We start from the raw sequence: 14325 nt of genomic DNA, 5'->3' as shown, positions 1-14325 counted from the left end.
TAACGGGAGGCGCAGGACATGGACGATCAGCGGCAGCAGACGGAGCATGAGTACGAGGTCGGGTCGGGCATCCTGCATGTGTTCGGCCAGCACTTGAAGCTCTTTCGGGTGCGGGCGGGGCGGGAGCGGGCCGAGTTCGGGACGATGACGGGTTACGCGCCGTCGAGCATCGCCTCGTTCGAGCAGGGTCGCAGGATCCCGCCACCGAAGTTCATCGACCAGGCGGATGAACTGCTGGATGCGGGTGGGGTGTTGAAGGCCAGCAAGGAGGAGGTGGCCCGGGCTCAGTATCCGGCGTTCTTCCGGGATGCGGCGCGGCTGGAGGCGGAGGCGGTCGAGCTGCATGTGTATGCCAACCATGGTGTGCCCGGGCTGCTACAGACGGCGGAGTACGCCCGGGCCGTGTTCGAGATGTGGCGACCGGTGCTGGAAGAGGAGATCGTGGAGCGACGTGTGTCAGCACGTCTGGCCCGGCAGGAGATCTACTCCCGTCGTCCCAGGCCCATCATCAGCTTCGTGATCGAAGAGTGCATGCTGAGCCGTCCCCTGGGCGGGGACGAAGTGCTGCGTGGGCAGTTGGAGCAGATTCTCCTGGTCGGCCAATACCGCAACGTCGAGATCCAGGTGATGCCGACTCGGCGCGAGGACCACGCGGGAATGGCCGGAGCCTTCACCTTGATCGAGACCAAGGAAGAGCGGAGGATCGCGTACGTTGAGGCGCACAAGGACAGCCGTCTCTACACGGAGCGAAGGTCGGTCCGGGAGTTCGAGGAGCAGTACGGAGTCCTCCGGGCCCAGGCACTCACTCCGCGCGAATCGCTGGCCCTCATCGAGAAATCTCTGGGAGAGACATGAACGCCGAAGCGCCTGTGGGGACGCCTGAGTCCGCGTGGTTCAAGAGCAGTTACAGCAGCGGTGCGGGCGGCGAGTGCGTCGAGGTTGCGACCAGCACGAACAGCGTCCACGTCCGCGACTCGAAGGACAAGACAGGGCCGATCCTGTCCATCGCCTCTGGCGGCTGGGCGGCCTTCGTGGAGTTCGCCACGCAGGGCTGATCGTCCGACGGACGGCGACGCCCCGCCACCGAGCGTTCCGGCGGCGGGGCGTCCTCCTGCACACGATCGTTCGCGGGGCTCAGTCGGCCGGCTTGGCACGGCCCCATACTTGGCGCACTGCTCGTCCACTCAGCGAGTGCGCCCGTACAGTCCGGGCGGTCACCCGCTGCCCGAGCACGGGGCCTGGACTGCGTCCCGCTGCCCCCTCAGGCGCCCGAGCCCGAGACCGTCAGCTCCCGCTCCTGCTGTTGCGACTCCGGCGCGCGGGCGGCGAAGGGGCACTCCCAGTCGGCCGGCTTGGCGCGGCCGGAGTAGCGACGGGCTTCGGAGAGCTGTTCGTACTCGTGCAGGTTGGGGTTGATGTCACCCTGCAGCTTGATGTCTTGTTTGCGTATCTTGTCCGCCAGTCGGTCCCACATCCCGGCGCCCTTGATCCGGTCGAACTGCTCGTGCGAGTTGAAGGCGAGCATCGGGAACGGTGGCCGCCGGCCCCACCTGCGGTGGGTCTCGTGCAGGCCGATCACGAAGAAGGGGTGGCCGGCCACGCTGTACGCGAACTCCCCGGACCCTGCATCCGACGAGTAGCCGTCGGCCCAGCGGTGTGTCCGCGCGTCCTGCTCGTGCAGCAACTGCAGCTGCTGCCAGAGGAGTTCCTCGAACCGCAGCTCGTCCACTCCGCGAGGCTGCTCGAAGGTCGCGACGAAACTGCTGAACGTCCGGGGGCTCCAGTCCGCCGATTCCACGAACTCGGCGAGGTCGAGCGCCATCAGCCGGGCGGACTCCGCTCCCCCGAGGACGTCGTAGTGCCGATGGGCGATGCCTCCACGTCGCCAGGCGGACCGACCCGCCAGGCAGGAGAACCGGTCCCCCAGGATGAACTCCTCGACTTCGCCGCGCGCATCGACCGTCATGGCCAGCCTTCCTTCCAACTACGTGCCTCCTCAACAGGGAGATCGTCCTGCGTGCTTCCGATGGCGCCCACCTCATGCCTGCGGCGCCCAGTCCTGCGGCTGTGCGGCGGTGACGGCCTGAAGCGGGCATGACTGGGCCCGTGGCGTCACGAGGGGAGGTCGCTGTCTGATTGTGGGGGACGGATGCCCATCAGCGAAAGTCCGGCCCGATCTCGTCACCCAGGGTCAGGATCCGAGTGGATCTTGCAGCCGGGGGGAGGCGGGCGAGGGCCAGGAGGACGCCGGCTGCCGGGCCCGTTACTTCGGCGCGACGGCCAGGCGTACGGCCAGCGCGGCGAACACCGAGCCGCTGAAGACGTTCAGTCCTCGTGCCACCCGGCGGCTGCCCCGCAGCAGGGCGGCGAGCTTGCCGGACATCAGGCCGACGGTGCCGTCGACGCAGAAGCCCATGACCGCGATGGTGACCCCCAGAAGCATGAACTGGGCCGAGACGTGGCCGAGCCCCGGGTCCACGAACTGGGGCAGAAAAGCGACGTTGAAGAGGATCACCTTGGGATTGAGCAGGTTGATCACCGCGCCCTGCCAGAAAGCGCGTTGCCGCCCGGGGCCCGCGGACGGTTCCTCCTCGCCCGGCAGCGAGCGGTCGCGGAACGCCTTGACGGCCAGGTACAGGAGGTAGGCCGCTCCTGCCCAACGCAGCACGTGGTAGAGCGCAGGCAACGTGGTGAACAGCGCCGACAGGCCGAGGGTCGCGGCGCCCGCGTGCACCAACATCGCGCAGGCCACCCCGAGTGCCGCCAACAGCCCCGTGACGGGGCCGCCGCGACCGCCCATGGCCACGATGAACATCATGTCGGGGCCGGGGGTGACGCACAGGACGAAGGCCGCGACGAGGAAGGCCACGTACAGAGAGGTGTCGACCATGGAGCCCACTGTTCGGGACGGGGCACAGGCACGCCAGTGGTTCTCGAAGAGTGAGACCGTGGTCAGCTCCCGGGCACCGGGCCGCGGAAGATGAGTGCGGCTACTCAGGCTCCCGGCGCCCCACCGGCCGACGATGGAGCTCGACATCGCCGAGCTCAGGAGACCGGACATGCTCAGCCGCTTCGCCGACGCCCTGGTGCCAGCCGTCGGCCGCCTCACGGTCACCGCCGACGCGGGCGCCGAACTCGCCCCCGGCAGCATCATCGTCGCGAACCACACCTCGCTCGCCGACCCCGCCGTCGTGCTCGCCGCGCTGCACCGCCTCGGGGTCCGTCCGGTCGTCATGGCGACCGCCGGACTGTGGCGCGTCCCGGTGCTCGGCCGCGCGCTCGCCCTCGAAGGGCACATCCCCGTACACCGTGGCGACCGGCGAGCGGCGGACGCCCTGGACGGAGCCGTCGAGGCGCTCGGGCGCGGGCGCCTGGTCCTGATCTACGCCGAGGGCGGCCTCCCGCACCGTACGGACGCCGCGGAAGCAGCGCCCGGGGCCTTCCGCAGCGGCCTGTCCCGGCTCGTCGGACGCACCGGGGCCCCGGTGGTGCCCGTCGGCCAGGCCGGCGCCCGACGGGTCACCTCGGGAAGCACGGCCAAACAGCTCGCCGGCCTGTTCACGGCGCCGCTGCGCCGCCCGGAACTGCACGTCCACGTGGGAGAGCCACTCGAACTCGCGGCAGAGGACGCCGCACCGGCCGAGCGGGCGCACACAGCCGTGACGGCCGCCTGGCGCACAGCCGCGGCCCGGCTCGGAGAACCCGCCGCGCTCGCCGCCTGAGGAGAGCGTGCGGTCCGGCACCTGGCCTCAGCGGCCGAGGCGCGCCCGCACCATCCCGGTCAGGGCGCTGAGTTCCGGGATCCGCAGGAGGCGGGCAAAGGCCAGGAAGACGACGAGCAGGACGGCACCGCCCGCGACCAGAGCCGCGAGCGAGCCCGAGGCGCTGCTGCTCAGGGCCCTGGTCAGCGCGTACGCCACACCGCCTCCGGCCAGTGCGGCGGGAGCGCCGGCCGCGACCAGGCGCGCGTAGGTACGAAGGACCCGGCGGCCGTCCAGGTCACCGTCCAGTCGCTTACGGAGCCGGCGCCAGGCGATGCCGACCCCCACCGCGTAGGCCAGGCCGTACGAGGCGGCCATGCCCGCGACGGCCCAGCGGGGGCTGAGGACGACGAAGCAGAGAACGGATCCGGCGGCGTTGACCAGGGCGACGACCACTGTGTTGTAGAACGGCGTGCGGGTGTCCTCGTATGCGTAGAAGCCGCGCAGGACGACGTACTGGACGGAGTAGGGGATGAGCCCCAGGCCGAAGGCCATCAGGACGAACCCGATGCCGCGTGCGCCCTCGGCGCCCGAGCCGGCGTAGAGCAGGGTGGACATCGGTACTCCCAGGGCCAGGAACGCGAACGCGCAGGGCACGATGGCGACGGCCGAGGTCCTCAGACCGTAGGAGATGTCGTCCCGTATCGCCGCCTTGTCGTCGTCCTGGGCCGAGCGGGAGATCCGGGGCAGTACGGCGGTCATGACCGAGACGGTGATGATGGCCTGCGGCATCTGCCACAGCAGCAGGGCGTAGTTGTAGGCCGTGATCCCGGAGCCCGTGTGTCCCGCGTCCTCGGCGAGGGAGCCCGCCTCGGTGGCGAGCTGGGTCACGACGATCATGCCGAGCTGGTTGACGAGCACGAAGAGGAGCGTCCACTTCGCCAGGCCCATGGCCTTGCCGAGGCCATGGCCTCTGAAGTCGAACCGCGGACGCAGTCGGAAACCGGCGTCGCGCAGATACGGGAGCATGGCGAGTGCCTGCACGGTGAGTCCCAGCAGTGTGCCGAGGCCCAGGAGCCGCACCCCTTCGGGGGTGATGGTGGCGGGGCTGACGCCGGACTCGGTGAAGCCGCCGAAGGCCCAGACGAAACTGCCGAACGAGGCGATGATCACGAGGTTGTTGAGTACCGGCGTCCACATCATCGCGCCGAAGCGGCCGCGGGCGTTGAGGATCTGCCCGAGCACCACATGGGCGCCCATGAAGAAGAGTGTGGGCAGGCAGTACCGGGCGAAGGCCACGGTCACCGCCCTCCGCTGCGGGTCGGAGGCGATCTCCGGCGACATCATGTGCACCAGCAGCGGCGCGGCGAGCACGCACACGACCGTGACGCCCGCCAGCGCGACCATCACGAGGGTGAGCAGACGGTTGGCGTAGGCCTCTCCCCCGTCGTCGTCCTTCTTCATGGCCCGTACGAGCTGGGGGACGAAGACGGCGTTGAGCGCCCCGCCGCCGACCAGGACGTAGATCATCGTGGGCAGGACATTGGCCACCTGGTAGGAGTCGTTGAGCGTGCCCACGCCGATGGCCGCCGCCATGACCAGGGTCCGGAGGAAGCCGGTCATACGCGAGACGATGGTGCCCGCGGCCATCACGGCACTGGACTTGAGCAGGCTCGAAGGCCCGGACGGCTTCGACCGTGCCCCCTGCTCGGGACCGGGCGGCTCGGGTGAGCCGTCGTCCCGCTTCGGCCCGCCGGCGTTCGCCGCGACCGCCCCGGCCGCGTGCGTGGTGCCGGCGGGGAGGCGCAAGGCCATCGTGTCCTCGGCCCGGAGGCGCAGCACCATCGTCTCGTCGGTCGGCGTGCCACCTCCGGAACCCCGGGTGCCGCCCCTCGGGTCGTTCGGCCCGCTCATTGCTTTCCCCCACCGTGCGTCAGCCTTTACGCAGCCAGCGTACTGGCGTGCGATTTCGATCCGCACGCCCCGGCCGCCCCCTTGGGCCGGACCGGTCGGCGTCACGGCCCGAGGGCCGGGACAGCCGTGCGCCGTTCCCGGGCCGCGCGGCCCGGGAACGGCGCACTGTCGTACGGCCTGCCAGGTCACCCGCCGGACGGGATGTCCACGTAGTCCTTGAAGAGCAGCGACACGGTGTGGCGGTCGGAGGGCCAGTTCGGCACGGCGATCGCCTCGTCCACACCCGCGCTCCCGCGCATCGTCTCCGTGACGGGGATCGTGCCGACCCCCTGCCCGTCGGCCGGGAGGGAGAGGTCGGTGGCCGTCAGGAACGGGATGCGGTCGAAGGGCGGCAGCGCCGCGTCGAGGTGGCTCACCCCGTCGCAGCCCCGGTCGAAGGCGAACAGGCCCAGAATCTGCCGCAGTTGTGGGGAGACCGCCGGGTTGAGGACATCGGTCCCGGCGATGCGGAGCCGGTCGTCCTCCGCCGTGCCGGCCCGCCACTCTCGTGCGCGGACGATGGTGAGCGCCGTCTGCCCGGGGCAGATGTCGATGGAGTCCGCGACACCGCCCGGAGGCGAGACGAGGAGACGCACGAAGCGGTCGCTACGCTCGAACGGTTCGAAGTAGAAGTGGCCGGTCCGCTCTCCGGAGCGGATGAACGCCAGCTCGTAGTGCCCACGTCCGCTCACGCCGAGCGGGCCGAAGGCGCCGTCCACGCCGACCCGCACGACATGCTGCGGGAGCAGGCCGGCCCGCGTGCCGGTCGCGGGATCGAGCCTCCACACCTCGAGCCGCCCCGCGAGCCCCTTGTTCTGCGGGAAGTGCACGGCGCGGCCGGCGATCTCCACCGAGGCGGACGGCTGGGGCAGCACCCGGGTGGTCAGCGGTGGCCTGCCACGGAGGAACGCGTAGATGTGGCCGAAACTCTCGGCGGACGTGGCGCTCTCCGTGTGGCTCGCCTCCGGCTCGTGGACGTTGAGCGCGCCACCGATCGACCCGTTCGGCTGGAGGCTGCTCCAGATGGCGAGCGTGGGCACCCCGCCGGGCTGCGCGGTCGCCGTACGCCCGTCCAGGTTCACGTACTTGGCGACTTCCGCCGCGCGCTCCGGCACCGCGAGATAGGCGTGCAGCACGCGCGTGCCGCGCGAGTGGGCCAGGATGTCGACCTTCTCCGCGCCCGTGCGTTCCCGTACGGAGTCGACCAGTGACTCCAGCCCGGCGATCGCGTGGTCGTCCGTCGCGAGAGAGGTGTCGTACTCATGGACGTACAGCAGGTCGTCGCGGTAGCCGTTGCTGGAGAACCGCTTGGCCTGGGACTGCCACTGCTGGGCCGAGCCCTCCTGGCCGTGCACGAAGATCACCGGGTTGACCGTGGCGCGGGGGGTGGTCGCGGCCTGCGCCGGGGCCGTCGGAGCGGCGAGTGTGCCGACGAGCGCCAGAAACACAGCGAGCAGTATGGCCCGGCCCGTCCGGGCCGGCTGGTGACCGGTCATCGTGTCCTCCGAGTTGCCGTCGTCGGAGTCGGAAACTACGGCGGGTCCCGGCGGACCCACCAGCCTCAGGACCGAGGGTGAGACAGCGGTCTCAGCTGGTGCCCGGTGACGTTCAGCGGGTTTGCCGGAGCACGGCACGGGCAGTGCGTTCGGCCAGGGCGAGGTCCGGCCGGCGGCTGCTCAGCAGCTCGGCGTACAGGGCGGATTCGACGACCCTCACATAGAGATAGGCCAGGTCGTCGATGCCTGAGCGTGGCCAGAGACGGTCCCTCTCCCCCGCTTCCAGGAGGATGCTCCGCTGCGCAAGGACCGCCCGCCGGTGTACGCATCCGCCGGTCAGCAGGCGCCGCGCCGTCTCGGGTTCGGCCCGCAGGAAACCCTCGAAGGGGGCGGAGCCGCGCAGGTCCGAGACGAAGTAGCGGGTGATCTCCAGGACACCGTCCACACCCGTGCGGGTACGCCGTCGCCGCGCCCGCGCCAGGAGGCCGTCCGCCAGCCCCCACAGGACGTCGGCGAGGAGCGCGTCCCGGCTGCCGACCACGCGGTAGAGGGTCGCGCGGCTGACCGCGAGGTCCCGGGCGAGCGCGTCCATGTCGACCGTGCCGTGCCGCAGGAAGAACCGGCAGGCGCTGTGCACCACTTGGCCCCGGGTGACCACACGCCGGGAAACCCGCGCACCTCGCATGCCGACCGCCTCCTTCGCCAGCACCGGCACCACCGCCGGGGGCCGGTACCTTAGCGCGCGGGCACCGCCGGGGACGAGCGGGCGGCGGCCGGTCAGCCCGGCAGGACCACCGTGCGCTGGGCCGAGAAGTCGCCCCATGTCCCGTCGGGGAGCTTGGGCCGGATCTTGACCGAGTAGCGGGTGCCGGGCGGGTCGGTCAGGGTGAGCCGGTACGTCGCGCGGCCCGTGGGAGGTGTGCCGCCCCAGACGATCGTGGTGGTCAGCCCTCCGTTCAGGAACAGCTGGTACGCGGGAATCGTGCCGCCGGTGTCCGGCTGGTCCCAGGAGAGGTCGACCAGGGACTCCTCGCCCCGCGCCGTGGTCTCCGTACGCAGCCCGGTGGGCGCCGTACTCGCGGGGGCACCCGCGGTGGACCGGGTTGTGAGGTCCAGCGCGTTGCTGTCGGGCGAGGAACGGTCGGCCGCGTCGCGTGCGCGGACGGTGAAGGTGTAGACGGTGCCGGGCCGCAGCCCGGTGAGCCGGGCCGTGGTGCGCGTACCGGGGACGCTGTGGATCCTTTGGTCCTCCTGGTAGACGTCGTACGAGGTGACGCCCACATCGTCCGTGGATCCGCCCCAGGACAGGGTGACCGTCCGTCCGCCGTCCGCCGTGCCCCGCAGCTTCGTCGGTCCGGTCGGGGGTTCCTCGTCGGCAGGCGCGGCGGCAGGCGTGGTGACGGGCACGGAGGCGCTCGGGGCGGAGAGGTTCTCTGCGGCGTCGCGTGCCCTGACGGTGAAGGTGTAGGCCGTGGACGCGGTCAGGCCGTCGATGTCGGTCATCAGCTTCGTCGCGGGCACCGAGAGGATCTTCTTCCCCTCGCGGTAGACGTCGTAGCCGGTGATCCCCTCGTTGTCGGAGGCCCGCTCCCACATGACGTGTGCGGAGGTGGCGCTGCCGGCCTGCACTGTCACCCCCTCGGGGGCTGTCGGGCTCTCGGTGTCCGCTTCGGCCGAGCCACCACAGGCGGTGAGCGCGGCGAGGAGCAGCGCGGCGGAGCAGGCCGACGCGGTGCGTGCGTGGGGGCGTTGCACGGTGATGCCTTCCATCCGACAGCAATGGTCCAGACCTATATGCCATGCGGGTGGGGTCGCCTACAAGGGGGCGGATCGGATCGTTCGCAATGCCTGCGATGAGTTCCGGGCCCGGAAACGGTCTGAAGGGTATGGAAACGAACAACGCAACCGCACCCGGCCTCGATCTCGGACCGGCGGCGCGGCACGTCCGGGAGCTGATCGGCTCCATCGACGACCGGCAGCTGGCCTGCCTGACACCCTGTCCCGACTACGCGGTACGGGAGCTGCTGGGGCACGTACTGGGACTGGCCGCCGCCTTCCGGGACGCGGCGCACAAGAAGCTCGGCCCGACGACCGACACTCCGCCCACGTCGGCCCTGCCGGTGCTGCCCGCCGACTGGCGCACAGCTCTGCCGCCACTGCTGGACGAGCTGGTCGAGGCCTGGCGCTCCCCTGCCGCACTGGAGGGAATGACACAGGCGGGCGGCGTGGACCTGCCCGGCCAGGTCGCGGGAATGATCGCACGGAACGAACTGGTCCTGCACGGCTGGGACCTGGCCAGGGCGACGGGACAGGAGTTCCGGGCGGACGAGGCCGACCTGCACGCGTCGGAGGCGATGCTGGCGCCGGGAGACGACGACAGGTCCGGAGCCGACGCGATCTTCGGCCCGCCGGTCCCTGTTCCGGCCGACGCACCGCTGGTCGACCGGGTGATCGCGCTGAGCGGGCGCCGGCCCGACTGGCGGCCGGGCGACTGACGGCGTCATGCGCGGGGTCGGCGGCCAGGAGTCCGGGGCGGCTCAGCTGGTGAAGAACTCGGTGATCTGCTGGGCCACCTGGTCCGCGTGCTTCATGTGCACGTGGTGACCGCCGCCCAGGGTGAGCAGCCGGCAGTCGGGGATGAGCGAGGCCATGTCGGCCAGCCTCTCCTGCGGCATGCTGCTCTCCGGGCCGCCCGCGATCATCAGGGTCGGCGCGACGATCTGCCCCAGCTCCTGCTCCCACCTGGAATCCGGCTCGGCGATCTGGGCCCGGACGGCCGGCACGGCGTTCTCGTCGTAGTCCACCGGGCCGGTGGGGCGGGTGTCGGCCACCAGCTGCCCCGGGAACGGCGGCGGGGTCTCGACCAGCACCAGCCGTTCCACCCGGTCCGCGTGCTCCTCGGCGAGCAGATAGGCGACCACCCCGCCCATCGAGTGACCGACGAGGCCGACCCGGTCGAGCTCACAGGCGTCGAGGAACTCCAGGACGTCCTCCCGCATCTGCTCGAAGGCGTACTCGTCGGGCCAGTCGCTCTCGCCGTGCCCGCGCAGGTCGACGGCGTACACCCGCCACTCCTCGCCGAGCAGGGTGCCCACCGCATCCCAGCTCAGGGACGAGCCACCGAGGCCGTGCAAGAGGACGACGGGCGACCCGAAGGGATCGCCCCAGGTCCGATACGCCAGCCGTACTTCGCCGACGTCCACAACAGACTGATCTTCCATATCGCGAACGCTACAGGCGCCCCGCTCCCCTCGGCGCCGCCCCCCGGCCTGGCACGCTTGGCGCGTGAAGCACAGACGTCTCGCCCTCGCCGCCACCGCGGCCCTCGTCCTGACCGGCTGTTCCGGGTGCGCTTCCGGGTCCTCCGAGAAGGGCCTCGACGACCCCGCGAAGAAGGACATCGCCATGCGGCTGGTGTCCAGCGCGGAGAACTCCACCCTGGACTGGAAGGCCCAGTACGCCTACGCCGAGGACATCGGCGACGGCCGCGGCTACACCGCCGGCGTCATCGGATTCTGCTCCGGCACCGGCGATCTGCTGAAGGTGGTCGAGCGCTACACGGCGAAGCGTCCGGGAAACGCACTGGAAGGCTTCCTTCCGGCGCTGCGCGCGGTGAACGGCAGCGACTCCCACGAAGGACTGGGCAGCGCCTTCACCGAGGCCTGGGCGGAAGCGGCGGCGGATCCGGACTTCCGGTCGGCGCAGGACGCGGAGCGGGACAGCACGTACTTCGACCCGGCGGTCGAGCGCGCCGAGGCCGACGGGCTCAGCGCGCTGGGGCAGTTCATCTACTACGACGCCTACGTGATGCACGGGTACGCCGATGCCGACGGCACGGTCGGTTTCCGGACGATACGCGCCCAGGCCACCGCCGAGGCAGATCCGCCGTCCGAGGGCGGTGACGAGGAGGCGTATCTGAACGCCTTCCTGGACGCCCGGGTCGCCGCGATCCGCAAGGAGCCCTCGCACAGCGACACCAGCCGGGTGGAGACCGCCCAACGCGTCTTCGTGCGCGAAGGGAAACTGCAGCTGGAGACCCCGCTGGCGTGGAAGGTCTACGGGGAGAGCTTCCATATTGCCGGAGGCTCCTAAACACCCGTCGGGTAGGCGCTCGAAGCGTCCGCCCGACGAAACGCGTACGCCGGTCCGACCCCACCTGAGCTGCACACTTACTCGCAGGCGATGTCGGCCTCCGAGCCGTGACCGGGAGCGGTGGTTCCCCGTTCTGACTGCTGGAGGCCCACACCGTGTGCGGCCCCCAGCCTCAGGGAGACAGTCGAATGATCAAGAAGATGTTGCTGACCGCAATGGTTCTGGCCGCCGGTCTCGGCCTCGCCGCGAGCCCCGCCTCGTACGCGGTGCAGACCGTGGCGCAGAGTTCCGTCGCGGCACCCGCCGTGGCTGCTCCGCAGCTCGTGTGCACGGTCAACGACAACGGTGTGAACTTCCGGGGCGGGCCGGGTACGGACTACCCCGTGCTGGGTAGCGTGAACCGGGGCCAGAACCTCAACTACCGTGGCCAGCAGGGCAATTGGGTCATGGGCGACCTGTGGGGCGGACCCACCGGCGTCTGGATCCACGTGGCCTACCTCAACTGCTGAGACCGGCGAAGGAGCCCCGCACCCGCACCGGGTACGGGGCTCCTTCGCATACGGGGGACCTTTCCGCTCACCCGCGTCCAAGGTCTGTACTGCACCTCCGACCCCTGATAGGAAAGCTTCCTAACAGACATCGGAACGACGAACTCCCCTGGGAGGACCGGTGCATCACCTCCACAACAGCACCTCGCGTCGCACCACCCGACTCACCCGCACCATCGGACTCGCCTTGCTGGCCCTCGGGCTGACCTTCACCGCGATTCCGGCCATCGCCCACGCCGGCGCCCCCATGCCGCCGGCCGCACACCTGGAGGCAGCCGCGACCGGGCTCGACGATCCCGCGAAGAAGGACATCGCGATGCAGCTGGTGTCCAGCGCGGAGAACTCCACGCTGGACTGGAAGGCCCAGTACGGCTACATCGAGGACATCGGCGACGGCCGGGGCTACACCGCCGGCATCATCGGATTCTGCTCCGGCACCGGAGACATGCTGGATCTGGTGGAGCTGCACACCGAGCGCCGGCCGGACAACGTGCTCGCGTCGTACCTGCCCGCCCTGCGCGCGGTGGACGGGACGGATTCGCACGAGGGTCTTGACCCCGGCTTCACCGGCCACTGGGCCGAGGCCGCGTCGGACCCCGCGTTCCAGCAGGCGCAGAACGACGAGCGCGACCGGGTGTACTTCGATCCGGCGGTGGGCCAGGGCAAGACCGACGGCCTCGGCACACTCGGCCAGTTCGCGTACTACGACGCCATCGTCATGCACGGTAACGGCAGTGACAGCACGAGCTTCGGCTCGATCCGGCAGAAGGCCCTCGCTCAGGCGAGCCCGCCCTCACAGGGCGGCGACAAGGTGGCCTACCTCGACGCCTTCCTGGACGCACGGGTCCGGGCGATGAAGCAGGAGGAGGCCCACTCGGACACCAGCCGGGTGGACACGGCCCAGCGGGTGTTCCTGAGGAACGGCAATCTGGATCTGGACCCGCCGCTCGACTGGCAGGTCTACGGCGAGAGCTTCCACATCGACTGACGTCACCCGCCCCCGGTCCGCGTACGGGAGCCCTTCGAAGGGCTCCCGTACGCGCACGGCTCAGCGGGCGACAGGCAGGGCCATCGGGTCCTGGGCCTGTTCGCTGGACGGCGCCTCCGCCTCCGGTTCCGCATCCGGTGTCCGGCCCCAGTGGTTGAAGGCCAGGTTCAGCACGATCGCCACCACGCAGCCTGTGGAGATGCCCGAGTCCAGGACGACGAGCAGGTCCTCGGGGAAGGCGTGGTAGAAGTCCGGCGCGGCGATCGGGATCAGGCCGACGCCGACGGCCGCCGCGACGATCAGGGCGTTCTCGCCCTTCTCCAGGGCGGCGGTGGCCAGTGTCTGGATGCCGCTCGCGGCGACCGACCCGAAGAGCACGATGCCGGCGCCGCCGAGGACGGGGAGCGGCACGAGGGCGATGACGGACGCGGCCACGGGGACAAGACCGAGCAGCACCAGGATGACGCCGCCCGCGGCGACGACGAACCGGCTGCGGACCTTGGTCATGGCGACCAGCCCGATGTTCTGGGCGAACGCACTGCACATGAAGCCGTTGAAGAGCGGGCTGACGGCGCTGCCCAGGGTGTCGGCGCGCAGTCCGCCCTCGATGGTCCGCTCGTCCGCCGGCCGGCCGACGATCTTGCCGAGTGCCAGCATGTCCGCGGTCGACTCGGTCATGCAGACCAGCATCACGATGCACATCGAGATGATGGCGGCGATCTCGAACTGCGGTGCGCCGAAGTGGAACGGCGTCGGGAACCCGATCACATCGGCGTCGCCCAGTGCCCCGAAATCGGTGATGCCGGCGGGGATCGCGATCAGTGTGCCGATGACCAGGCCGAGCAGGATGGCGATCTGCTGGAGGAAGCCCCGCAGCAGCTTGCGCAGGGCCAGCACGATCACGAGGGTGACGGCGGCCATCGTGATGTTCGTCATCGAGCCGTAGTCGTCGGCGGTCGCGTTGCCGCCCTGCGACCAGTTGAAGGCGACCGGCAGCAGCGAGACGCCGATCAGTGTGATGACGGTGCCGGTGACCACGGGTGGGAAGAACCGCACCAGTTTGCAGAAGTACGGGGCGAGGACGAAGCCGAGGAGTCCGGCGACGATGATCGCTCCGAAGATGACGGCGATGCCGTCGTGCCCACGGTCCTTGCCTATCGCGATCATCGGGGTGACCCCGGCGAAGGAGACGCCGTTGACGAACGGCAGTTTGGCACCTATCCGCCAGAAGCCGAGGGTCTGGAGCAGGGTGGCTATCCCCGCGGTGAAGAGGCTCGCCCCCATGAGGAAGGCGGTCTCCTTGGCGCTGAGGCCCACGGCGGGCCCCACGATCATGGGCGGGGCCACCACACCCGCGTACATCGCGGCGACGTGCTGCAGGCCGCTGGTGAACATCCTGAGGGGCGGAAGCTTCTCGTCGACCGGGTGTCTGGGACCCGGCTCTCCGCCACTTCCTCCGGCTGCGTTGGCGTCGACTGCGTTCTTACGAAACCTGGGCGTAGCTGCCACGGCTTCCTCCGGTCGGGTACACGTCGGGCGACGTGGGT

Annotated in this window: 15 protein-coding genes; 7 read left to right on the top strand and 8 right to left on the bottom strand. The window is 70.4% G+C overall.

Annotated features, from left to right (window positions below; all coding sequences use genetic code 11):
• Positions 1-18: 18 nt before the first annotated feature.
• Both ACIREO_RS21550 and ACIREO_RS21545 read left to right on the top strand, forming a co-directional pair.
• Positions 19-855, top strand: a complete 837-nt coding sequence (locus tag ACIREO_RS21550; RefSeq protein ID WP_404112592.1) for a helix-turn-helix domain-containing protein — start codon at positions 19-21, stop codon at positions 853-855.
• Positions 852-1055, top strand: a complete 204-nt coding sequence (locus tag ACIREO_RS21545) for a DUF397 domain-containing protein (protein WP_404112589.1) — start codon at positions 852-854, stop codon at positions 1053-1055. Before ACIREO_RS21550 ends, ACIREO_RS21545 begins: the two co-directional genes overlap by 4 nt.
• A 206-nt stretch (positions 1056-1261) precedes the next feature.
• Here ACIREO_RS21545 and gntA read toward each other — a convergent pair whose 3' ends face one another.
• Together gntA and ACIREO_RS21535 are read right to left on the bottom strand one after the other, a co-directional pair.
• Positions 1262-1966, bottom strand: coding sequence for a guanitoxin biosynthesis heme-dependent pre-guanitoxin N-hydroxylase GntA (gene gntA / locus ACIREO_RS21540; RefSeq protein ID WP_404112586.1), 705 nt, complete (start codon positions 1964-1966; stop codon positions 1262-1264).
• 297 nt (positions 1967-2263) lie between these two features.
• Positions 2264-2890, bottom strand: a complete 627-nt coding sequence (locus ACIREO_RS21535) for a LysE family translocator (protein ID WP_404112583.1) — start codon at positions 2888-2890, stop codon at positions 2264-2266.
• 169 nt (positions 2891-3059) lie between these two features.
• Here ACIREO_RS21535 and ACIREO_RS21530 point away from each other — a divergent pair, with 169 nt between their 5' ends.
• Positions 3060-3722 carry a lysophospholipid acyltransferase family protein gene (locus ACIREO_RS21530; RefSeq protein WP_404112891.1) on the top strand — a complete coding sequence of 221 codons (663 nt, stop codon included), beginning with the start codon at positions 3060-3062 and terminating at the stop codon, positions 3720-3722.
• A gap of 27 nt (positions 3723-3749) precedes the next feature.
• On the opposite strand, the gene murJ is transcribed toward ACIREO_RS21530, so the two are convergent.
• The 4 genes from murJ to ACIREO_RS21510 all read right to left on the bottom strand — a co-directional run bounded on the left by murJ (position 3750) and on the right by ACIREO_RS21510 (position 8920).
• On the bottom strand, positions 3750-5615 hold the full coding sequence (murJ, locus tag ACIREO_RS21525) for a murein biosynthesis integral membrane protein MurJ (RefSeq protein ID WP_404112580.1): 1866 nt from the start codon (positions 5613-5615) through the stop codon (positions 3750-3752).
• Positions 5616-5800: 185 nt separating this feature from the next.
• Positions 5801-7150: a hypothetical protein gene (locus ACIREO_RS21520; RefSeq protein ID WP_404112576.1), complete on the bottom strand. Its 1350-nt coding sequence runs from the start codon at positions 7148-7150 to the stop codon at positions 5801-5803.
• A 112-nt stretch (positions 7151-7262) separates the two neighbouring features.
• Complete coding sequence (locus ACIREO_RS21515; protein ID WP_404112573.1) at positions 7263-7835, bottom strand: QsdR family transcriptional regulator; 573 nt, start codon at positions 7833-7835, stop codon at positions 7263-7265.
• Between the two features lie 92 nt (positions 7836-7927).
• The gene (locus ACIREO_RS21510; protein ID WP_404112570.1) at positions 7928-8920 is read right to left on the bottom strand and encodes a fibronectin type III domain-containing protein; all 993 of its coding nucleotides are present in this window, start codon (positions 8918-8920) and stop codon (positions 7928-7930) included.
• Positions 8921-9036: 116 nt separating this feature from the next.
• Here ACIREO_RS21510 and ACIREO_RS21505 point away from each other — a divergent pair, with 116 nt between their 5' ends.
• A complete protein-coding gene (locus tag ACIREO_RS21505) occupies positions 9037-9645 on the top strand; it encodes a TIGR03086 family metal-binding protein (protein WP_404112567.1) in 609 nt (202 codons plus the stop codon).
• A gap of 42 nt (positions 9646-9687) precedes the next feature.
• Here ACIREO_RS21505 and ACIREO_RS21500 read toward each other — a convergent pair whose 3' ends face one another.
• Entirely contained in the window at positions 9688-10371 is a 684-nt protein-coding gene (locus ACIREO_RS21500; protein ID WP_404112565.1) for an alpha/beta fold hydrolase, read from the bottom strand.
• A gap of 64 nt (positions 10372-10435) precedes the next feature.
• Here ACIREO_RS21500 and ACIREO_RS21495 point away from each other — a divergent pair, with 64 nt between their 5' ends.
• The 3 genes from ACIREO_RS21495 (at position 10436) to ACIREO_RS21485 (ending at position 12778) form a co-directional block, all read left to right on the top strand.
• The gene (locus tag ACIREO_RS21495) at positions 10436-11242 is read left to right on the top strand and encodes a chitosanase (RefSeq protein ID WP_404112562.1); all 807 of its coding nucleotides are present in this window, start codon (positions 10436-10438) and stop codon (positions 11240-11242) included.
• A 188-nt stretch (positions 11243-11430) separates the two neighbouring features.
• Positions 11431-11751 (top strand): SH3 domain-containing protein, encoded by a 321-nt coding sequence (locus ACIREO_RS21490; protein WP_404112559.1) that lies wholly within the window; start codon positions 11431-11433, stop codon positions 11749-11751.
• A gap of 160 nt (positions 11752-11911) precedes the next feature.
• Positions 11912-12778, top strand: coding sequence for a chitosanase (locus tag ACIREO_RS21485; RefSeq protein ID WP_404112556.1), 867 nt, complete (start codon positions 11912-11914; stop codon positions 12776-12778).
• Positions 12779-12838: 60 nt separating this feature from the next.
• Here ACIREO_RS21485 and ACIREO_RS21480 read toward each other — a convergent pair whose 3' ends face one another.
• Positions 12839-14287, bottom strand: a complete 1449-nt coding sequence (locus ACIREO_RS21480) for a nucleobase:cation symporter-2 family protein (protein WP_404112553.1) — start codon at positions 14285-14287, stop codon at positions 12839-12841.
• Positions 14288-14325 lie beyond the last annotated feature (38 nt).

This window comes from Streptomyces sp. NPDC102441 (assembly GCF_044765585.1).
Lineage (GTDB): Bacteria > Actinomycetota > Actinomycetes > Streptomycetales > Streptomycetaceae > Streptomyces.
This window is presented reverse-complemented; position numbering and strand designations above follow the sequence as displayed.

Coding starts and splice junctions, on each gene's coding strand:
- ACIREO_RS21550 (WP_404112592.1), top strand. CDS start 19: ATGGACGATCAGCGGCAGCAGACGGAGCATGAGTACGAGGTCGGGTCG.
- murJ (WP_404112580.1), bottom strand. CDS start 5,615: ATGAGCGGGCCGAACGACCCGAGGGGCGGCACCCGGGGTTCCGGAGGT.
- ACIREO_RS21510 (WP_404112570.1), bottom strand. CDS start 8,920: ATGGAAGGCATCACCGTGCAACGCCCCCACGCACGCACCGCGTCGGCC.
- ACIREO_RS21515 (WP_404112573.1), bottom strand. CDS start 7,835: ATGCGAGGTGCGCGGGTTTCCCGGCGTGTGGTCACCCGGGGCCAAGTG.
- ACIREO_RS21535 (WP_404112583.1), bottom strand. CDS start 2,890: ATGGTCGACACCTCTCTGTACGTGGCCTTCCTCGTCGCGGCCTTCGTC.
- ACIREO_RS21545 (WP_404112589.1), top strand. CDS start 852: ATGAACGCCGAAGCGCCTGTGGGGACGCCTGAGTCCGCGTGGTTCAAG.
- ACIREO_RS21520 (WP_404112576.1), bottom strand. CDS start 7,150: ATGACCGGTCACCAGCCGGCCCGGACGGGCCGGGCCATACTGCTCGCT.
- ACIREO_RS21490 (WP_404112559.1), top strand. CDS start 11,431: ATGATCAAGAAGATGTTGCTGACCGCAATGGTTCTGGCCGCCGGTCTC.
- ACIREO_RS21530 (WP_404112891.1), top strand. CDS start 3,060: ATGCTCAGCCGCTTCGCCGACGCCCTGGTGCCAGCCGTCGGCCGCCTC.
- gntA (WP_404112586.1), bottom strand. CDS start 1,966: ATGACGGTCGATGCGCGCGGCGAAGTCGAGGAGTTCATCCTGGGGGAC.
- ACIREO_RS21505 (WP_404112567.1), top strand. CDS start 9,037: ATGGAAACGAACAACGCAACCGCACCCGGCCTCGATCTCGGACCGGCG.
- ACIREO_RS21500 (WP_404112565.1), bottom strand. CDS start 10,371: ATGGAAGATCAGTCTGTTGTGGACGTCGGCGAAGTACGGCTGGCGTAT.